At 59.5% G+C, this 17,820-nt stretch carries 18 protein-coding genes and 1 pseudogene; 8 read left to right on the top strand and 11 right to left on the bottom strand.

What is annotated here, in order from left to right:
* Positions 1–11 precede the first annotated feature (11 nt).
* The 5 genes from ACSQ2A_RS17365 (at position 12) to ACSQ2A_RS17345 (ending at position 4,575) form a co-directional block, all read left to right on the top strand.
* Positions 12–2,564, top strand: coding sequence for a heavy metal translocating P-type ATPase (locus tag ACSQ2A_RS17365; protein WP_436073588.1), 2,553 nt, complete (start codon positions 12–14; stop codon positions 2,562–2,564).
* A complete protein-coding gene (gene cueR / locus ACSQ2A_RS17360; protein WP_436073246.1) occupies positions 2,561–3,022 on the top strand; it encodes a Cu(I)-responsive transcriptional regulator in 462 nt (153 codons plus the stop codon). The genes ACSQ2A_RS17365 and cueR overlap by 4 nt, the downstream gene beginning before the upstream one ends.
* A gap of 75 nt (positions 3,023–3,097) precedes the next feature.
* Complete coding sequence (locus ACSQ2A_RS17355) at positions 3,098–3,298, top strand: heavy-metal-associated domain-containing protein (protein ID WP_436073245.1); 201 nt, start codon at positions 3,098–3,100, stop codon at positions 3,296–3,298.
* Between the two features lie 51 nt (positions 3,299–3,349).
* On the top strand, positions 3,350–4,186 hold the full coding sequence (locus ACSQ2A_RS17350; protein WP_436073244.1) for a WD40/YVTN/BNR-like repeat-containing protein: 837 nt from the start codon (positions 3,350–3,352) through the stop codon (positions 4,184–4,186).
* A complete protein-coding gene (locus ACSQ2A_RS17345) occupies positions 4,165–4,575 on the top strand; it encodes a c-type cytochrome (RefSeq protein ID WP_436073243.1) in 411 nt (136 codons plus the stop codon). Before ACSQ2A_RS17350 ends, ACSQ2A_RS17345 begins: the two co-directional genes overlap by 22 nt.
* Positions 4,576–4,609: 34 nt before the next feature.
* On the opposite strand, the gene ACSQ2A_RS17340 is transcribed toward ACSQ2A_RS17345, so the two are convergent.
* The 9 genes from ACSQ2A_RS17340 to ACSQ2A_RS17300 all read right to left on the bottom strand — a co-directional run bounded on the left by ACSQ2A_RS17340 (position 4,610) and on the right by ACSQ2A_RS17300 (position 11,793).
* The gene (locus tag ACSQ2A_RS17340; RefSeq protein WP_436073242.1) at positions 4,610–4,957 is read right to left on the bottom strand and encodes a hypothetical protein; all 348 of its coding nucleotides are present in this window, start codon (positions 4,955–4,957) and stop codon (positions 4,610–4,612) included.
* 95 nt (positions 4,958–5,052) lie between these two features.
* A complete protein-coding gene (locus tag ACSQ2A_RS17335; RefSeq protein WP_436073241.1) occupies positions 5,053–5,508 on the bottom strand; it encodes a DUF305 domain-containing protein in 456 nt (151 codons plus the stop codon).
* 30 nt (positions 5,509–5,538) lie between these two features.
* The gene (locus ACSQ2A_RS17330; RefSeq protein ID WP_436073240.1) at positions 5,539–5,904 is read right to left on the bottom strand and encodes a hypothetical protein; all 366 of its coding nucleotides are present in this window, start codon (positions 5,902–5,904) and stop codon (positions 5,539–5,541) included.
* 55 nt (positions 5,905–5,959) lie between these two features.
* Positions 5,960–6,640 carry a c-type cytochrome gene (locus tag ACSQ2A_RS17325; RefSeq protein ID WP_436073239.1) on the bottom strand — a complete coding sequence of 227 codons (681 nt, stop codon included), beginning with the start codon at positions 6,638–6,640 and terminating at the stop codon, positions 5,960–5,962.
* Positions 6,641–6,851: 211 nt separating this feature from the next.
* Positions 6,852–7,490 carry a c-type cytochrome gene (locus tag ACSQ2A_RS17320; protein WP_436073238.1) on the bottom strand — a complete coding sequence of 213 codons (639 nt, stop codon included), beginning with the start codon at positions 7,488–7,490 and terminating at the stop codon, positions 6,852–6,854.
* Between the two features lie 50 nt (positions 7,491–7,540).
* Positions 7,541–7,864 (bottom strand): hypothetical protein, encoded by a 324-nt coding sequence (locus ACSQ2A_RS17315; RefSeq protein ID WP_436073237.1) that lies wholly within the window; start codon positions 7,862–7,864, stop codon positions 7,541–7,543.
* 229 nt (positions 7,865–8,093) lie between these two features.
* Positions 8,094–10,475, bottom strand: coding sequence for a heavy metal translocating P-type ATPase (locus ACSQ2A_RS17310; protein WP_436073236.1), 2,382 nt, complete (start codon positions 10,473–10,475; stop codon positions 8,094–8,096).
* A gap of 98 nt (positions 10,476–10,573) precedes the next feature.
* Entirely contained in the window at positions 10,574–11,524 is a 951-nt protein-coding gene (gene dmeF, locus ACSQ2A_RS17305; protein ID WP_436073235.1) for a CDF family Co(II)/Ni(II) efflux transporter DmeF, read from the bottom strand.
* Positions 11,521–11,793, bottom strand: coding sequence for a metal/formaldehyde-sensitive transcriptional repressor (locus ACSQ2A_RS17300; RefSeq protein ID WP_436073234.1), 273 nt, complete (start codon positions 11,791–11,793; stop codon positions 11,521–11,523). The genes dmeF and ACSQ2A_RS17300 overlap by 4 nt, the downstream gene beginning before the upstream one ends.
* A gap of 377 nt (positions 11,794–12,170) precedes the next feature.
* On the opposite strand from ACSQ2A_RS17300, the gene ACSQ2A_RS17295 reads away from it, so the two are divergent.
* The 3 genes from ACSQ2A_RS17295 (at position 12,171) to ACSQ2A_RS17285 (ending at position 16,829) form a co-directional block, all read left to right on the top strand.
* A protein-coding gene (locus ACSQ2A_RS17295; protein ID WP_436073233.1) for an IS3 family transposase occupies positions 12,171–13,522 on the top strand; the annotation gives its coding sequence in 2 pieces (ribosomal slippage) (positions 12,171–12,507 and positions 12,507–13,522; 1,353 coding nt in all).
* A gap of 45 nt (positions 13,523–13,567) precedes the next feature.
* Entirely contained in the window at positions 13,568–15,886 is a 2,319-nt protein-coding gene (locus tag ACSQ2A_RS17290) for a heavy metal translocating P-type ATPase (RefSeq protein WP_436073587.1), read from the top strand.
* A 403-nt stretch (positions 15,887–16,289) separates the two neighbouring features.
* Entirely contained in the window at positions 16,290–16,829 is a 540-nt protein-coding gene (locus tag ACSQ2A_RS17285; protein ID WP_245893005.1) for a DUF305 domain-containing protein, read from the top strand.
* A gap of 54 nt (positions 16,830–16,883) precedes the next feature.
* Here ACSQ2A_RS17285 and ACSQ2A_RS17280 read toward each other — a convergent pair whose 3' ends face one another.
* Positions 16,884–17,366 carry a DUF411 domain-containing protein gene (locus ACSQ2A_RS17280; protein WP_108460652.1) on the bottom strand — a complete coding sequence of 161 codons (483 nt, stop codon included), beginning with the start codon at positions 17,364–17,366 and terminating at the stop codon, positions 16,884–16,886.
* Between the two features lie 53 nt (positions 17,367–17,419).
* Positions 17,420–17,820 (bottom strand): annotated as a pseudogene (locus tag ACSQ2A_RS17275) (copper-containing nitrite reductase); the annotation flags it as partial.

Raw genomic sequence — 17,820 nt, 5'->3', positions numbered from 1 at the left:
GGACTGTCCCCATGTCTGCAACAGCTGAACCAATCACGTTGCCCGCAACATCGGCAGGCATCGATCTGCCCATCGAAGGCATGACTTGCGCCTCGTGTGTTGGACGCGTCGAAAAGGCCATACGTGCCCTCCCCACAGTCGAAGCCGCCAACGTCAATCTGGCGACCGAAAAAGCGACCGTCAAATTTGCCGGTGAGGCTGACCTCGCCAGTGTGATCCAGGCCATCAAGAAGGCAGGGTACGAAACGCGCACCGAAACCGTCGAGCTCGGCATCGAAGGAATGACCTGTGCGTCCTGTGTTTCGCGTGTGGAAAAGGCCTTACGCAAGGTGCCTGGTGTTATCGATGCTTCGGTCAACCTCGCGACCGAAAAAGCGACAATCACCTTGCCGGCAGCGACGGTGTCACGAAAGTCCCTTGAGGCTGCTGTCGACAAAGCGGGGTACGCCGTCGTGCGGACCGACGTCGCAGCCGACGCTGAGGGGGCCGAAGACCGTCGCGATGCGGAGGTCCGTCACCTGCGTAATGCCCTTGCCATAGCGGCAACGCTGACGGTCCCGCTCTTCGTCATGGAAATGGGCTCGCATTTCATCCCGGCGATCCATGATTGGATCATGATGGATTTGGGGCACGCGAACAGCCTCTATATCCAGTTCGCGTTGGCCACGGGGGTACTCTTCGGACCAGGCTTGCGTTTCTATCGCAAGGGCATTCCCGCACTCTGGCGTCTGGCACCCGACATGAACTCGCTTGTCGTTCTGGGCACGGCTGCAGCCTGGTCGTATTCGCTCGTAGCCACGTTCGCACCCGGGCTGCTGCCTAGCGGTACGGCAAATGTCTACTATGAAGCCGCCGCCGTTATCGTCACGTTGATCCTTCTCGGCCGCTTTCTCGAAGCGCAAGCCAAGGGACGCACCAGCCAGGCGATTAAGCGCCTCGTTGGACTGCAACCCAAATCGGCTCGTGTGGTCCGCGACGGTGTTGTCCTCGAACTTGCTCTCGAGAGTGTAGCTGCAGGTGACGTGCTCGACATTCGGCCGGGTGAACGCGTGCCGGTCGACGGCATCGTCATGGAAGGCGAGACCTATATCGACGAATCCATGATCACCGGAGAACCGATACCGGTGCGTAAGGCGGCCGGTTCAGAGGTGGTTGGCGGCACCATCAACAAGAACGGGTCCATCAGGTTTACCGCCACCAAGGTGGGTGCAGACACGGTGCTTTCGCAAATCATCCGCATGGTGGAAGCTGCTCAGGGCTCGAAGCTGCCCATCCAGGCGCTGGTCGATAAGGTGACTGCCTGGTTCGTCCCCGCGGTCATAGCCGCCGCACTTCTGACCTTCGCTGTCTGGCTTGTCTGGGGCCCCTCACCTGCCCTCAGTTTCGCCCTCGTGAATGCTGTCGCGGTTCTCATTATCGCGTGCCCCTGCGCCATGGGGCTTGCAACGCCGACCTCGATCATGGTCGGTACTGGCCGGGCTGCGGAAATGGGTATTCTCTTCCGCAAGGGAGAGGCGTTGCAGACGCTGCGATCGGCTGACGTCGTGGCGTTCGACAAAACCGGAACCCTGACAAAGGGAAAGCCGGAACTGACGGACTTGGTCACAACAGACGAGTTCAACGAGGCGGACGTCTTGCGACTGGTCGCAAGCCTTGAAGCCAAGTCCGAACATCCCATCGGCGAGGCTATCGTAAATGCCGCTCGCGATCGAGGTCTGGTCGACGCGGTTGTTTCCGAGTTCGAGGCAGAGCCAGGTTTCGGCGTGTCTGGAATTGTAGAGGGTCATTCGGTCCTCGTCGGCGCCGACCGGGCACTGACCAAGGCGGGTATCGACGTTGGCGCTTTCGCAACAGCCGCGAAGCAACTGGGCGACGGCGGCAAAAGTCCGCTTTATGCAGCGGTCGATGGACGCCTTGCCGCCATCATCGCAGTGTCTGATCCCGTCAAGGAGACGTCAGCCGCTACCGTCAAGGCTCTACATGACCTCGGTCTGCGCGTGGCCATGATTACGGGCGACAATGCGCGGACCGCCAATGCTGTCGCCGCCGCCCTCGGCATCGACGAAGTGGTTGCCGAAGTGTTGCCCGATGGCAAAGTCAAGGCGATCAAAGGCCTCAAGCGTGACGATCGCAAAGTCGCTTTCGTCGGTGACGGTATCAATGACGCACCTGCCCTGGCTGAGGCGGATGTCGGCCTTGCGGTGGGCACCGGCACCGATATCGCGATCGAGAGCGCCGACGTCGTACTCATGTCGGGCGATCTTATAGGTATCGTCAACGCCATAGCGATCTCTCGCGCCACGATCGGAAACATCAAGCAGAACCTGTTCTGGGCCTTCGCTTACAACGTGATCCTGATCCCGGTAGCCGCCGGCGTTCTCTTCCCGATCAACGGAATGCTGCTCTCTCCGATCCTGGCAGCCGGAGCGATGGCATTAAGCAGCGTCTTCGTGCTCGGAAATGCCCTGCGCCTACGCCGGTTCGCGGCGCCGGTTCAGCCACGGGAACCGGGTCGCCAGATCACCTTAGCGAACACACTCGAACTCAAGGGGTCCGCATCATGAACATCGGTCAAGCATCCAAAGCAAGCGGGGTTTCGAGCAAGATGATCCGCTACTACGAGTCTATCGGTCTCATCACGGCGCCGGTGAGGACCGAGTCCGGCTATAGGGTCTATTCGGAAAACGATATCCATGCGCTCCGCTTCATCAGCCGGGCTCGGGACCTGGGCTTTTCCATTGAACAGATGGGTGACCTCCTCGCGCTTTGGCGAGACCGGTCGCGCGCCAGCGCAGACGTCAAGGCCATCGCGCTCGATCACGTTCGCCTTCTCGACGAGAAAGCCAGGGCAATTCAGGCCATGAGCGATACGCTTCGGAACCTGGCGGCGCACTGCCATGGCGACGATCGCCCGGACTGCCCGATCCTCGAAGGGTTCGCCCATGCTGAGCCTGACGGTCCGAAGACGCGCAAACCGCGCTTCGGCGTTACCGATGTCGCGCCCGACCGAGTTCGTGCTTAGGGGCCAAGAGGCCCCTTGACCTTACCACCGTTGAAAGCCCCATCTTCAACCAGTCAAATCCCAAAGGAGACTTCAATGTATAATTTCCAGGTGAACGACATGACCTGCGGCCATTGTGCTTCGACCGTCGAAAAAGCAGTCAAAGGCGTCGATGCCGCTGCGCAGGTCAAGATCGACGTGGCGACGCACAAGGTCGAGATCGCGAGCAGTAAGCCCGCCGAAGCCTTTGCCGCAGCCATCAGCGAAGCGGGCTACACGGGTGAACTGCAGAAATAAGCGGTGCGGCAGGCTTTGGCCTGCCGTTCGCTTTGCGCTTCGGGATCAAAAATGAAAAATCTCACTCTCGGCCTGCTCCCTTTCCTGATGGTCACTCCAGTCAGCGCTTCCAGCCACAGGCCGCCAATCGCATTGGGCGATCTGACCCACATCCATGGCGTCGTCGTGCCCGCCGGAAGCGATAACGTTCTGCTCGCTACGCACCACGGCCTCTTTTCGGTTGATCCAGCTGGCGTCGCGACCATGATTTCCCAGAGCGACGACGACTTCATGGGGTTCACCGCAAGTCGTGATGGGCAGCTCTTTGCAAGCGGCCACCCCAGCAGCGGCGGCAATATCGGTGTAGTCGGGTCTACAGGACCCGGTGCCGACTGGAGCCGGCTCTCCGATGGCGCCGGTGGGCCGGTCGATTTCCATGCGATGACCGTCAGCCCGGCCGACGAAAACACGGTCTACGGCTCATTCGGAGGAATTCAGGTCAGTAGGGACGCCGGCCGTACCTGGGAAGTATCCGGGCCGGGACCTGATGAACTGATCGATATTGCGGCCTCTTCCGGTGATGCCGGGCACCTCTATGCCGGCACTATGAAGGGCCTTTTCGAAAGCTTCGATTTCGGGCGCAATTGGCAATTGCTCGCAGCAGAGGGAAATCCGGCATCTGCGGTCGAGATCTCACCGGACGGAACGCTCTTCGTTTTCGTTGCGGGCCAAGGCCTCCAGCGGCTCGAAGACGACAACCTCGTTACAGTTGCCGACGTCACCAATCGCGTCCTGCTGCATATCGGCTTTGACCCCGACGATGCCGGAAGGGTAATGGCGGTCGATACCGAAAGTGAGGTAATTGCCAGCACGGATGGTGGAAAATCTTGGTCACCCTTCGCACCATAGCGCTTCTGATGATCGCCGGGTCGATCGCCAATAGCGCACGCGCTCAGGAGCACTTCGGGCGAGATCTCTACCTCGAACGGTGCGCCGACTGCCACGGTGCCGAACTCCAGGGGCAACCCGACTGGATGCGTAGGCTTCCCAGCGGCAGGTTGCCCGCCCCACCCCATGATGCCACGGGACATACCTGGCATCACTCGGACAAGCAGCTGCTGGGGATAATCAGAGATGGTCTCAGTGTTATCGCGCCCGGTTACGAGACTGATATGCCTTCGTTTCGGGACAGCATGACCGATGCGGAGATCGAGGCGGTTCTCGAGTACATCAAGAGTACCTGGCCGGAACGCGAACGCGACATCCAATCGCGCAGGTCCGCGGCCGATTCCGACTGACAACGGCACCGGTCTTCAACGATTGAGCGAGTTGTCACTCGGCCGGCGTCAATTCAGTCGTTGACACGGTTGCTTGCCCGCGCTGTCGGCGGTTCAGGACAACGCGCGCTACGATCAGCGCAATGGTGGGCCAGAGCATCGTATTGGCGATGTCGCGCAACGAACCGGCGATATCGAGAGACAGGTGATCGCCGTGGAAGGTGTCGAGAACCTCATTGACGAGTTCGAAGCCTAGAAGAACAAACCAAGGGATCAGACTGGTCGGTCCGCGCCTGACGAGGACAATGGCGGCGAGATAGATCGCTATGCCGAGATGGATGTGAAGAGCGTCCCGGCTGATGTCGAGCAGCACAGTCAGTTCGGTCTTGATGTCGTTCAGCATCATATCCTCCGGCACCGAACTTTAATTCGGAAAGGTTTAGCGATGCTTGATTGATTTAGGGCGGGCATTCGCCCGCCCCCTGAAAGCCCGAAAGCTTACTCGTTGGCGCCTTCGCCTTCGAGCCAGGCGATCATTTCGGCGATCTCTTTTTCTTGGGCATCTATGACCTTCTGTGCCATGTCTTTCGCCCACTGATTATCGCCATGAGCGAGTTCGGCCTTCGCCATATTGATGGCACCCTGGTGATGCGGGATCATCGAGCACACGAAGGCCACGTCGATGTCTTCGACCATCATCGAATTCATCATGGCCTTATTGGTCTCATCCATGCCGGCCATCAGATCCATATGCGCCTGGTCCATCTTGTGGTCCATGCTCATAGACATGTCGCCAGCCATGTTGACAGCGGACTTACAGATCTCGGGAAGTTCGACAGCGGCACCCGCCGGAGCAGCCATGTTGTGGCCTGCCATGGCGTCCTGAGCAAACGCAGCTCCGGTCGAGAGTGTGACGAAGGCGGTCAGAGCGAGAGAAGTCTTGAGGAAATTCATTGGTCTCATCCTAATTCGAGTTGGGTTTATTCAGGCTCGAACCATTTCCTTTGGCGGGCGATCAATGCGATGGGCGACCCACCTCGAGACGAACGATGTCAGCAGTCCCACTTGATCGGTTGTCGCCTTCGGAAAAAGCGAATTCATCGGGGCGCCTGTAATACCGGATACACAGAGCCCCATGGCGCAGCAGACTGGCATAGAATGAGAAGACGGTTGGCAGCCAACCTCGCAGGGCTGGCCAGACTGGTGGTGGTTCTCTACATGCCCATGCGTCATCGTCACGGAGGCCATGGCCCCGTGATGAAACGTCATGCTGACCAAAACCGCGACCATGATGGCCAGGATCAGCCGGGTGTGAACGCGGAAGGCGGCAAGTGTCGATTTCTGTGCCATGAAAAGGAAACTCGTCATCTGCGTCGCGGTTCCTCCATACTCTTCGACAACAGCATCAGTTGTCGTCAAGATCCAAAAGGTAGGTCGCCATATCGTCGAGATGTTGGCGGAGGAGAAATTTCGTGCCGCCGTGGACGACCTCGGCCATCGAACCGCCAAAGGCATCGCCGTCGGGCGTGATGCCGGTCCGTAAGGCCTGAACCAAGGCTTCCTTCGTGTATCCCCTCGCTGTCAGCGCTTGCGCAGTCAATGGAGGCGAAGACTGACCATCCTGCATTGAAGGGTCCCCGGCCAGGTCTTGATTTCCTGGCAACCCGCCCAAGGCATTTCGCGGAACATGGCATGCGGCACAGTGCGCAGGCCCCCACACGAGATATCTTCCCCGGTTCCACGCCGCCGATCGCGTGATGTTGGCCACGTAGGTGACGGGCTTTTCGAAGAACGTTCGCCAGATTTTGACGCCGCCGCGAATGTTGAAAGGAAACGGCACCTGGTGAACGGTTGAGGGTATGGCGGCAGGCGGAACTGCCTGGATGGACGCCCATAAGTCGGCCATATCCTGGTCTGTGAGGGTAGCGTAGAACTCATAGGGAAAGGCTGGGTAGTACGGCTCGCCTTTGGGCGAAATGCCCTGGCGAACCGCTCGGACAAACTGCTCGTATGACCACGATCCGATACCCTGCTCGGGGTCCGGCGTGATGTTGGGCGGGTAGAACGACCCAAACCTGGAAACCAAGGGAGCGCCCCCGGAAAGCGGGGCAGCCCCCGAGGCAGTGTGGCAGGTTATGCACCCGGATAGGCGTGCAAGGTAGGCGCCCCTTTTGGCATCCCCCTGCCCTTGCACGACCATTTCGGGTCCCGGAAGGGGCCAGAACTGCAGAACGAGAACGCCAACGCTCGCCGCCAGAAGCAAGGCGAGCAGGATTTTGGGAACTCTACTCATGTTTTCACCGCCGGAATGAGGCGTGACAGGACGAGCAGGTGGCTGCGATGTCGTTGTAGATCGCGCCTAACGGACGAGAAGTGGGTCCGAGATTTTCGACGGACTCGGCGCCAACCGAGGCGGTCGTTGTCATATCGACATCGATCGCTCTGTTCGGCGATAGGCCCATGAGCCAGGCGAAGTCCATCCGCTCCCATTCCGTGGGGACCGGCTTTGCCGGCGCCGGGACCGGGGCTTCCTTCGCTTCCGGCGCGGGTGCAAAAAGTATCTCGCCCGCAAGGCCAAGTTCCTCGCCCAGTACGCCAAGCTGGTCCGCATACGCGGAGAATTCCTGCCATCGCTCCCAGATTTCCGGCCGGGCTTCCGAGGGGGCTCCGACACTGCCCTCGGGAAAAAGCTCCGTCATTGCGGGCCCGGCATGCATCGCGATCATTTCGGCGGCGGCGATGACGGTTTCGGCATCCGAGGAGGTCGGCGCCTCGGCGACGGGCGCAAGGGCCTTGATCTGCTCGCTGAGCATCATCATCCCCATCATCCGTTCGCCGATGATGCCGGTTGCGCCATTGTGACCGGAGGCCACCATGGCGCCGGCGAGCAGGACCCCGCAGGCCAATGGCCCGAGGTAAATGGTATTGGATTTCATGAATGTGGTTTCCAGGTTGCTGTTTGCCCGAAGGCGGCCGGCGATACGGCTCAGCGACGCGGAGGCCTCAAATCCTTGAAATCGAAGTCTTGCAGATTTCCGACAACTACGAGCGGATAAGCGACTGTTGCTACGTGGATCGTGCAGTCGAAAGAGGGCGTTTCGGGGCCAAGAATAGGCGCGCCGCAGTGCATCGCGGCTCCGCCCTGATGATGATCCTTGATCACGGCGCTTTCGTCCGCCGTATGGCCGATGCCCGTCTCGACGGATGCGGTGTGCTGATGCTCGCCACTGCCGGCATGAGCTGCGACGGTCCCGAGCAACAGGACCATCACCACTGCCAGCATGTTGAGGAGGTTGCAGATCAGCTTCACGACGCGAATCTCTTTTGACCACCCTTTCGAGCCTGAGAATGTGATCTTTACGTGGCAGGCGTTAAAGCCATCTATACCGTATTCCAGCGACCGTCTCGGCTCCGCTCGCGAAGTGGGTCATTCACGTCATCCACACTGGATCACCCAGGCTGCACGAGAACCTCGTTCGGCGCTCACGCAGCCCAAGCAAGGCTTTCGACGGCTTCAGGTCCAAACCCCGCGGCTTTGACTACTCAATGCGGGCCGACCGCAGGCGGAGCGAGTTCCCGATCACGCTGACCGACGACAGCGCCATTGCCGCGGCCGCGATAGCCGGAGACAAAGTCAGCCCGAAGAAGGGGTAGAGTACTCCGGCGGCCACGGGAATTCCGGCGGCATTGTAGACGAAGGCGAGGAACAGGTTCTGCCGGATGTTGCCCATCGTCGCACGGGAGAGGCGACGGGCTCGCGCAATTCCCATCAGATCGCCGTTGAGCAGTGTCACGCCGGCGCTTTCCATGGCGACATCGGTGCCGGTCCCCATGGCAATCCCGACGTCGGCCGCAGCGAGGGCGGGAGCATCGTTGACCCCGTCACCGGCCATGGCGACGACCTTGCCTTCGCGCCGCAGACGTTCGACCACCTCGCTCTTGCGTTCTGGTAGGACGTCTGCCTCGACGTCCCCGATACCAAGTTTTTTGGCGACTGCCGCTGCGGTTACCGCATTATCGCCGGTCATCATGACGACGCGGATGCCTTCGGATCGCAAATTCGCAAGTGCCTCCGGTGTGGTCGGCCGGATCGGATCTGCGATGCCCAAAGCACCCGCGACTTTCCCGTCGACGGCCACGAGGACTACCGTTGCTCCATCGTTGCGAACCCGATCGGCTCGTTCCTTCCAGTCCGCATTGGGAATGCCTTCGGCTTCCAGGTATTTGGCGCTGCCGATGAAGACTTTCTTTCCTTCGACGAGACCAGTGAGGCCTTTGCCGACTGGCGAGTTCACCTCGGTCGGTTCTGTAAGCCTTAGCTTTCGGCTTTCGGCTTCGGCGACGATCGCCACGCCTAACGGATGCTCGCTCGCGCGTTCCAGACTTGCCGCGACAACCAGTACATAATCCTCGTCATGCCCATCAGCGGCGAGAATGTGCGTCAACTTGGGCTTGCCTTCGGTCAAGGTGCCGGTCTTGTCCACCACGATCGTGTCGATTTTCTCGAGTCTTTCGAGAGCTTCGGCATTTTTGACCAGAAGGCCGAGTTGGGCCCCCTTCCCCACACCGACCATGATCGACATGGGGGTCGCAAGGCCCAGAGCACACGGACACGCGATAATAAGAACTGACACCGCGGCGACCAGAGCATGCGCGAATGTCGGCTCGGGCCCCCAGATCATCCAGGCCGCAAAAGCCAGAATGGCGATCACGATGACGACCGGCACAAACCATCCGGAAACCTGGTCGGCCAGACGCTGGATTGGCGCGCGCGAACGTTGGGCCGCTGCCACCATCTGAACGATACGCGCCAGCATGGTATCACGGCCAATTCCCGTCGCTTCCATGACGAGAGCGCCCGATTGATTGATGGTGCCGGCAACGAGTTTGGAGCCCTGTGTTTTCGTTACCGGCATAGACTCGCCCGTAACCATTGACTCGTCGACTGCGCTGCGCCCCTCGATGACACCGCCATCGACGGGAACTTTCTCGCCTGGACGCACCCGTAGTCGATCGCCGACCACGACTTGATCAACGTCCACCTCTTCGTCCGACCCGTCTTCGCGTATCCTTCGAGCCCTTTTGGGAGCGAGGCCGAGCAGAGCCTTGATTGCACCCGAGGTCTTCTCGCGGGCCCGCAGTTCGAGGACCTGGCCGAGAAGGGCCAGAGCCGTGATGACGGCAGCCGCCTCAAAATAGACCGGTACTGCCCCCTCCATCGTCCGCATGCTTTCGGGGAACGTCCCAGGCAATAGCGTTGCCACCACCGAATAGATCCAGGCGACGCCGATACCCATGGCAATGAGGGTGAACATATTCAGACTGCGGTTCCTGAGCGAGGCGAAGCCGCGTTCGAAGAATGGCCAGCCAGCCCAAAGCACGGCGGGCGTGGCCAATGCGAGTTGGATCCAATTAAGTGCTTGCGGCGAAATCCAGTGATGGAGATCAACCAAATGCGCGGCCATCTCAAGGACGAACACCGGGATGGCGAGGGCACTGCCAACCCAGAAGCGCAGGGTCATGTCCCTAAGCTCGGGACTGGGGCCGGTTTCCTCGGTTGGAAGTTCGGGCTCGAGAGCCATGCCGCAAATTGGACATGCCCCGGGTTGGCTCTGTCGGATTTGCGGATGCATCGGACAGGTCCAGATGGCTCCCGCGGGCGCCTCGGCCTTGGGCGTGGCGTCGGTGACGACATATTTGACGGGATCCCCCATGAACTTTGACCGGCACCCATCCGAACAGAAGTAGTATGTGGCGCCGTGGTACGTGGCTTTGTGTTTCGCGGTCGCCGGATCGACCGTCATTCCACAGACGGGGTCTTTTACCGCCGTCGTCGATGTGGGCGACGGATTATCCGCGTTGTGTTGCGCGGTCTCGCGGGCGTGGGGATGGTGATGATCGTGACCGTTGTCGACTGCCATTTTCGACCTCCTGCTTTAACTTAGGCTGCGCCTTTCCACAGTGGCAAGGTCAAGCCCGAAAAAGCCGAAGGCGACGAATTTCTGTCCGCACGACAGGCTCAACCCTGTGCTGCCTGAACCTCTATGGTGACATGGGAAAGGTCATGGATCCCCGCAAGCTTCACCTTGTAGACATCTGCTGCCTGAGGATTGGTGGAGCGCAGCGCAATTATGGCGCCGTGATGTCCAGGCCCGAGCCGCCAGATATGCAGATCAGTGATCTCGTCGCCATCTGTCTCGATGGCCTCGCGGATTTCATCAGGGAGATCTTCACCGGCAGGCACGTAGTCCAGCAGAACACCGCCCGCATCCTTGATCAGCCCCCAAGACCAGCGCGCAATAACAAGACCTCCGACGATTCCAATAGCCGGATCCATCCAGTTCCACCCGTAGAGGCTTCCGAGCACAAGCGCTACGATGGCTAGGACTGAAGTCAACGCGTCCGCGAGCACATGCAGATATGCCGCACGGAGGTTGTTATCCGTGCCCGAACCGTGGCTGTGCGCATGGCCGTGGTGGTGGTCATGCTCGCCCCCGTGATGATGATGGGAGTGATCATCGCGGAGCAGCCAAGCACAAAGTAGGTTTACGCCGAGGCCGATGACGGCGACGATAATCGCTTGCGAGAAGTTTATCGCCACCGGATTGTAGAAGCGAAGCAGGCTCTCCCAACCAATCAGTAGAGCGATCAGCGCCAGCACCACGGCACTGGCAAACCCTGCGAGGTCGCCGAGTTTACCCGTACCGAATGTGAAGTGAGGGTTTCGGGCGTTCCTCCGGGCAAAAAGGTAAGCAAGCGCGGTGATCAACATCGCGGCAGCATGGGTGGACATATGCCACCCATCAGCCACAAGGGCCATCGAACCGAAAATCGAGCCGGCCGTAATTTCTATCACCATCATGGCGGCGGTGATGATGATCACAAGCCAAGTGCGGCTCTCGTTGCGCCTATGGTTGTCGCCTAGAAAAACATGGTCATGGGGGGTGGCGAAGCGATTGATATCAATCATTTGAGATAGGTCCCCAGGATCTCGATCAGCTCTTCGCCGCCGCGGCGCCGCTCGGTGTCCGTTTCAGGCTCTAGCACGTGATGGCGAATGTGATCGGCCATCAGCTCGGCGGTTAGGCCATTCATGGCGCCCCGTACGGATGCAACGAGCTGTAACACCTCGGTGCAGCCCAGTTCGTCATCAAGGGCACGCTCGATGGCGTCGATCTGGCCTTTCAAGCGGCGAACGCGGGCGAGCAGCTTAGGCTTATGTTGTATTGTATGTGACATAGTGTAGGGGGGTATATTATATTTTGCGTGAGATCAACGGACTAGGTGCTTGCAAGGCCCTTTGCAACTCGATAGCCAACCTGGCCAGCGATAATGGGCAACGCGATCAGAATAGGCGATGGGCCGTGCATCTGCGCCAGCTAGCGTCCGGTCAATGGTCAGCAAATAGCCGGCAGCCAGGAGGCTTATGCGGCACCGTTAACAATCTCGGCTGCGATTGCTGCATCGACCACGGCTGCGACCTCGCCGTAGAGATCGACATCATGGTCTGCAGCAGTGATCGAGATCAGCATGTCCGGCTTCAGCGCCCGTGGCACAGAATTGGGTTTGATCGATAAGGAGAGTTCTGGTCTCGTCTGCAGGACGAAAGACCCAGAATGACGACGAAAACCACGAAGACGAAGAAACCTGCCGAGCAGGTGGTCAAGGATATCCGCCGGGCAACACGGCGGCACTTTTCCGCCGAGGACAAAATCCGGATTGTCTTGGATGGCCTGCGCGGTGAGGACAGCATAGCCGAACTGTGCCGGCGCGAGGGCATTGCGCAGAGCCTTTATTACACCTGGTCCAAGGAGTTCATGGAGGCGGGCAAGCGTCGGCTGGCCGGTGATACAGCGCGAGCCGCCACAACAGATGAGGTTCGGGACCTGCGCCGGGAGGCCAGCGCGCTCAAGGAATGCGTGGCCGATCTGACCCTGGAAAACCGCCTGCTCAAAAAAAGCATGCTGGGGGATGGGGAAGACCAGGAATGAGGTATCCCGCTTCCGAAAAACTCGAGATCATCCGGCTGGTTGAGCAATCGCACCTGCCAACCAAGCAGACACTGGATCGGCTGGGCATTCCGCGCCGGACCTTCTATCGCTGGTATGATCGCTACCTCAATGGCGGTGCCGAGGCGCTGGAGGATCGATCCTCGGCACCCAGACGGGTCTGGAACCGTATTCCAGCCGATATCCACGACCAGGTCATCGAAATGGCCTTGGAGCATTCCGAGCTGAGCCCGCGGGAACTGGCGGTGCGCTTCACTGACGAAAAAGGCTATTTCATCTCGGAAGCCAGCGTTTACCGGCTCCTCAAGGCCCATGACCTGATCACAAGCCCCGCCTATGTGGTGATCAAGGCGGCCAACGCGTTCCACACCAAGACCAGCCGTCCCAACCAGATGTGGCAGACCGATTTTACTTACTTCAAGATCATCGGCTGGGGCTGGATGTATCTGTCCACGGTCCTGGACGATTACTCCCGCTACATCCTCGCCTGGAAACTGTGCTCAACCATGCGGGCACAGGACGTCACCGACACGCTGGATATGGCGCTGGCCGCATCAGGTTGTGATCAGGCCCATGTGCAGCACCGGCCGCGCCTGCTCAGCGATAATGGCCCCAGCTACATCGCACAGGATCTTGTCGATTACATCCAGGCCAATGGCATGGACCATGTGCGTGGCGCCCCAATGCATCCCCAGACACAGGGCAAGATCGAACGCTGGCATCAGACGCTCAAGAACCGCATCCTGCTCGAAAACTACTTCCTGCCCGGTGATCTCGAAAATCAGATCGAGGCCTTCGTCGAGCACTACAATCATCGGCGTTACCACGAGAGCCTCGACAATGTGACACCCGCCGACGCCTACTTCGGCAGAGCTGAAGCCATCATCAAACACCGGGAAAGGATCAAGCGCGAAACCATCCAACATCGGCGCTTGCTGCACGCCGGCATCGCCGCTTAACATCAACACGACCGAGAGCCGATCTCTCCACTAGTCGCGACACCCATCTGCGCCAAAGCATCTGACGACGGACAGGCGGCAAGAGATCCCGTGTGTGGAATGACGGTCAATCCGCTGACCGCACAGCACAAGGCGGCCTACGAAGGAACCAGCTACTATTTCTGCTCCGAAAATTGCCGAAGCAAGTTCACGGCCGAGCCGACCAAGTATCTGGGGGAAGTGAACGCCCCGACCAAAACGGCGCCGCCCGGCACGATCTGGACTTGCCCGATGCATCCAGAGATAAGGCGGAACGAACCCGGCTCTTGCCCAATCTGCGGAATGGCCCTTGAGCCGGAACTACCCACAGCAGAGACTGGGCCCAGCCCGGAGCTGCAGGACATGACGCGACGGTTCTGGGTGGGCTCGGCCTTGGCGCTACCGGTGTTCGTCCTGGAGATGACGGCGCATGTGATCGACCTGCACCATTGGGTGTCTGGGCAAACGCTCAACTGGATACAGCTGGTGCTGGCAACACCGGTTGTCCTCTGGGCAGGGTGGCCGTTCTTCGAACGTGGCTGGGGATCGATCCGAAACCGCAGCCTCAACATGTTCACGCTGATCGCCATGGGGATCGGCGTCGCCTGGATCTATTCGGTCGTGGCAACATTCCTTCCCGGGATATTCCCGGGCAACATGCGTGAAATGGACGGCGCCGTTCCTGTCTATTTCGAGGCCGCCGCTGTGATTACGGCGTTGGCTCTCCTCGGTCAGGTGCTGGAACTGCGGGCCAGGGAGAAGACCTCGGGTGCGATCAAGGCTCTGCTCAACTTGGCGCCAAAAACTGCCCGCCGTATTAGAGCGGATGGCTCCGACGAAGAGGTGGAGGTCGATGCGGTGGGTGTAGGTGACTGGCTGCGGGTGCGCCCGGGCGAACAGGTGCCGGTCGATGGCAAGGTCCTGGAAGGTCGTAGTGCAGTGGACGAGTCCATGGTGACGGGCGAGTCCATGCCGGTTACCAAGATGGAAGGAGCCAAGCTGGTTGCCGGAACAATCAACCAGTCTGGGGGTCTGGTCATGGAGGCGACTGGCGTTGGCCGCGACACCATGTTGGCTCGTATCGTGCAAATGGTGGCCACCGCACAGCGATCAAGGGCGCCTATCCAGCGCCTGGCGGATCAAGTCTCCGGTTGGTTTGTTCCCCTGGTGATCGGCATCGCGTTCGTGGCATTCGGCGCATGGATGATCTGGGGGCCCGAACCTCGCTTCGCCCACGCGCTTGTTGCCGCCGTGTCGGTGCTGATCATCGCCTGCCCTTGTGCCCTCGGTCTGGCTACACCCATGTCTATCATGGTGGGTGTGGGTAAGGGTGCCCAATCCGGGCTGTTGGTCAAGAATGCGGAAGCTCTGGAACGTCTGGAAAAGGTCGACACGCTGGTCGTGGACAAGACCGGCACCCTGACCGAAGGTAAGCCCAAAGTGACCCACCTTCTTCCAGCCGAAAGTTTCGATGAGCATACCCTGCTTCGTGTGGCGGCCAGCCTTGAACGCGCAAGCGAGCATCCGCTTGGTGTCGCCATCGTGGCTACCGCCCAGGAACGGGCCATTGAACTGTCTAACCCGTCAGACGTGGACTCTCCTGTGGGGAAAGGGTTGACGGGCATGGTAGACGGAAAGCGGGTGCTGATCGGCAGCGCCAAGTACCTCGCTTCCGAGGGCGTTTCGATAGACGACTGGAAGGGAAGGGCTGACAATGTCCGATCTGAGGGCGCCACGGTCGTGCTGGTGGCAATCGACGGAGAGGTTGCCGGGGGCATCGGTATCGCTGATCCGATCCGCCAAACGACAGCCGATGCACTATCGGCGCTGAGGTCGGAGAACATCCGCGTCGTCATGATGACCGGCGACAATGCTGTGACCGCAAATGCCGTTGCCCAGCGCCTCGGGATCACTGAAGTGGAGGCCGACGTGTTGCCAGAACGCAAGAGCGAAGTGGTCGAACGTCTCCGATCCCAAGGCAAGGTGGTGGCCATGGCTGGTGACGGTGTCAATGACGCACCCGCGTTAGCTGCTGCCGATTTCGGCATTGCCATGGGAACCGGAACCGATGTTGCCATGGAAAGTGCCGGGGTGACCTTGCTCAATGGGGACCTGATGGGGATTGTCCGTGCCCGCCGCCTGTCGCATGCAACGATGGGCAACATCCGCCAGAACCTGTTCTTCGCGTTTATCTACAACGCAGCCGGGGTGCCGGTTGCAGCAGGCCTCCTCTATCCGTTTTTCGGCATTACCCTATCACCAGCGATCGCTGCGGCGGCCATGGCGCTGTCCTCGGTCAGCGTGATCGCCAACTCGTTACGCCTCCGCAGCGCCAGCATTGGCTAGTTTGATGAACGTGCTCGCTGATCCTTGCGTGAATTACACGGGGAACCCACCGGAGATTTGCAGATTAGGATGCCCATGAGGTTATACAGATTGGACCATTGCGGCAGGTGGCGCATGCGGCTGATTATCGCCGTCATGCTGGCTGTAGTGTCGAGCATGACACTGCACCACAGCGCAATGGCAAGCCAGTTTTCTGTTGCTCACCATCAGCACCAAGACCAGGTTCATCACGATAACGACTGCGGAGCTTTGGCTTGCGAGCAACAGCATCACACCTTGCCCGAATGTTGCGGAATGGGTTTATGCCTGGCTGCGCTGCCTGGTCCTGCTGCTACCACCCCTCCAGACTGGAACCGATCTCCGCACCACCCGCTGGCCACGCATGTCGATGTGAATTGGCCCATTGAGCGCCTTGATCGACCTCCAAGGCATTCCTGACCCGATCGATCCCTTTCGGAAAACATTTTCAGGAATGAACAAAATGAACTTCTTCAAATCAACTGCTGTAGCCGGTCTCCTGCTTGCAGCTTCGACAGGAAACCTTCTCGCTCAGGAACACCAAGGACATGACATGGCAGGCATGGCGCCCGGCCAGATGCAGCTTCCCGATATCTGCATGACGGGCGGCGACCATCCCATGGAAGAAATGTCCATGAAACCAGAACAGATGGATGAAGCTCACATGGCCCTCATGGAGGGCATGGATGAGATGAACCGGCAAATGATGATGGGCATGATGGCCGAGGACGTCGACGTAGCGTTCATCTGCGGCATGATCCCCCATCACCAGAGCGCAGTGAACATGGCCAAGGCTGAGCTGGACCATGGCGACAACGAAGACGCCAGGGCAATGGCTCAGAAGATCATCGACTCCCAGGAGCAGGAGATCGCCGAAATGATGTCCTGGCTTGAGGAGCACGCCGCAGCCGAAGCGGCGAACTGAAGATAGAAAGCAGAAGGGGCGCTGTAGCGCCCCTTCTCAGCAAGCCATTGCACCTTAGAGTTGCTGGTCACCCTCAAAACGCATGAACAGGAACTGTTCCTTGCCCCTGAAGGCAATCACGTCGTAACGGTCGGGTGGATATCCTTCGGGTGCGCTCATTCCTGGTGAACCGAGTGGCATGCCAGCGACTGCAAGGCCCGAGACGTTCGCAGGCTTCTTTTCCAGCAGCCGGTTTATGGCGGCAGCAGGCACGTGGCCTTCAACAACATAACCTTGAACTTGGGCGGTGTGGCAGGATCGGAGTTCTGGAGGAATGCCTCTTTCGCTCTTCAGCGTTTCCATGTCTTCGACATCAGCAGACTGAACTGAAAATCCGTTTGCCCGCAGGTGGGCCATCCACCCACTGCAGCAGCCACAATAAGGATCGTTCCAGACCATCACCTCCGGGCCGCTCTCGAAGCTGAAAGCAGGGACGATCGTAAGCCCCACGGCGGCTGCACCCAGACACAGGGTCGATCTGCGGGTGAAAATCTTCATGTCCTTATTCCTTCACTGACCAGCGGTTGCGTCTTGGACGTGGCTTCCATTCATCAATGTGGCTCCTTGTCCGTGTGGGGTTCATTCAAACCAAGGTCAGGCACATCGAAAATATCCCGTTGCTCTTTGCCCGTGACGACCAACTTGCCGAGAAGTCCCCGTTCGGCCCGCGACAGAGCGTGATCCACCAGGATGAACTCCCCGGGCACCTCCAGCGTCATATCAACCACGGCGGCACTGCCGGGCGGCACGGAGATAGTGCCCACATCCAGCATCGGCGGGGTAACGAACGAGCCCAGCTGATACACGCGATCGAATATCTCTCCGATGACATGGAAGCTAGAGTCCTTGTTCGGCCCACCGACGCCGAAATAAATCCGGATGGTCTCGCCTGTCTCAGCCACCAATGCATTGTTGCCGGTCAGCGCCTCGGCAGCGCCGTTGAAGACGTAGT

The organism is Devosia sp. LjRoot3, from assembly GCF_964252865.1.
GTDB lineage: Bacteria > Pseudomonadota > Alphaproteobacteria > Rhizobiales > Devosiaceae > Devosia.
This window is presented reverse-complemented; position numbering and strand designations above follow the sequence as displayed.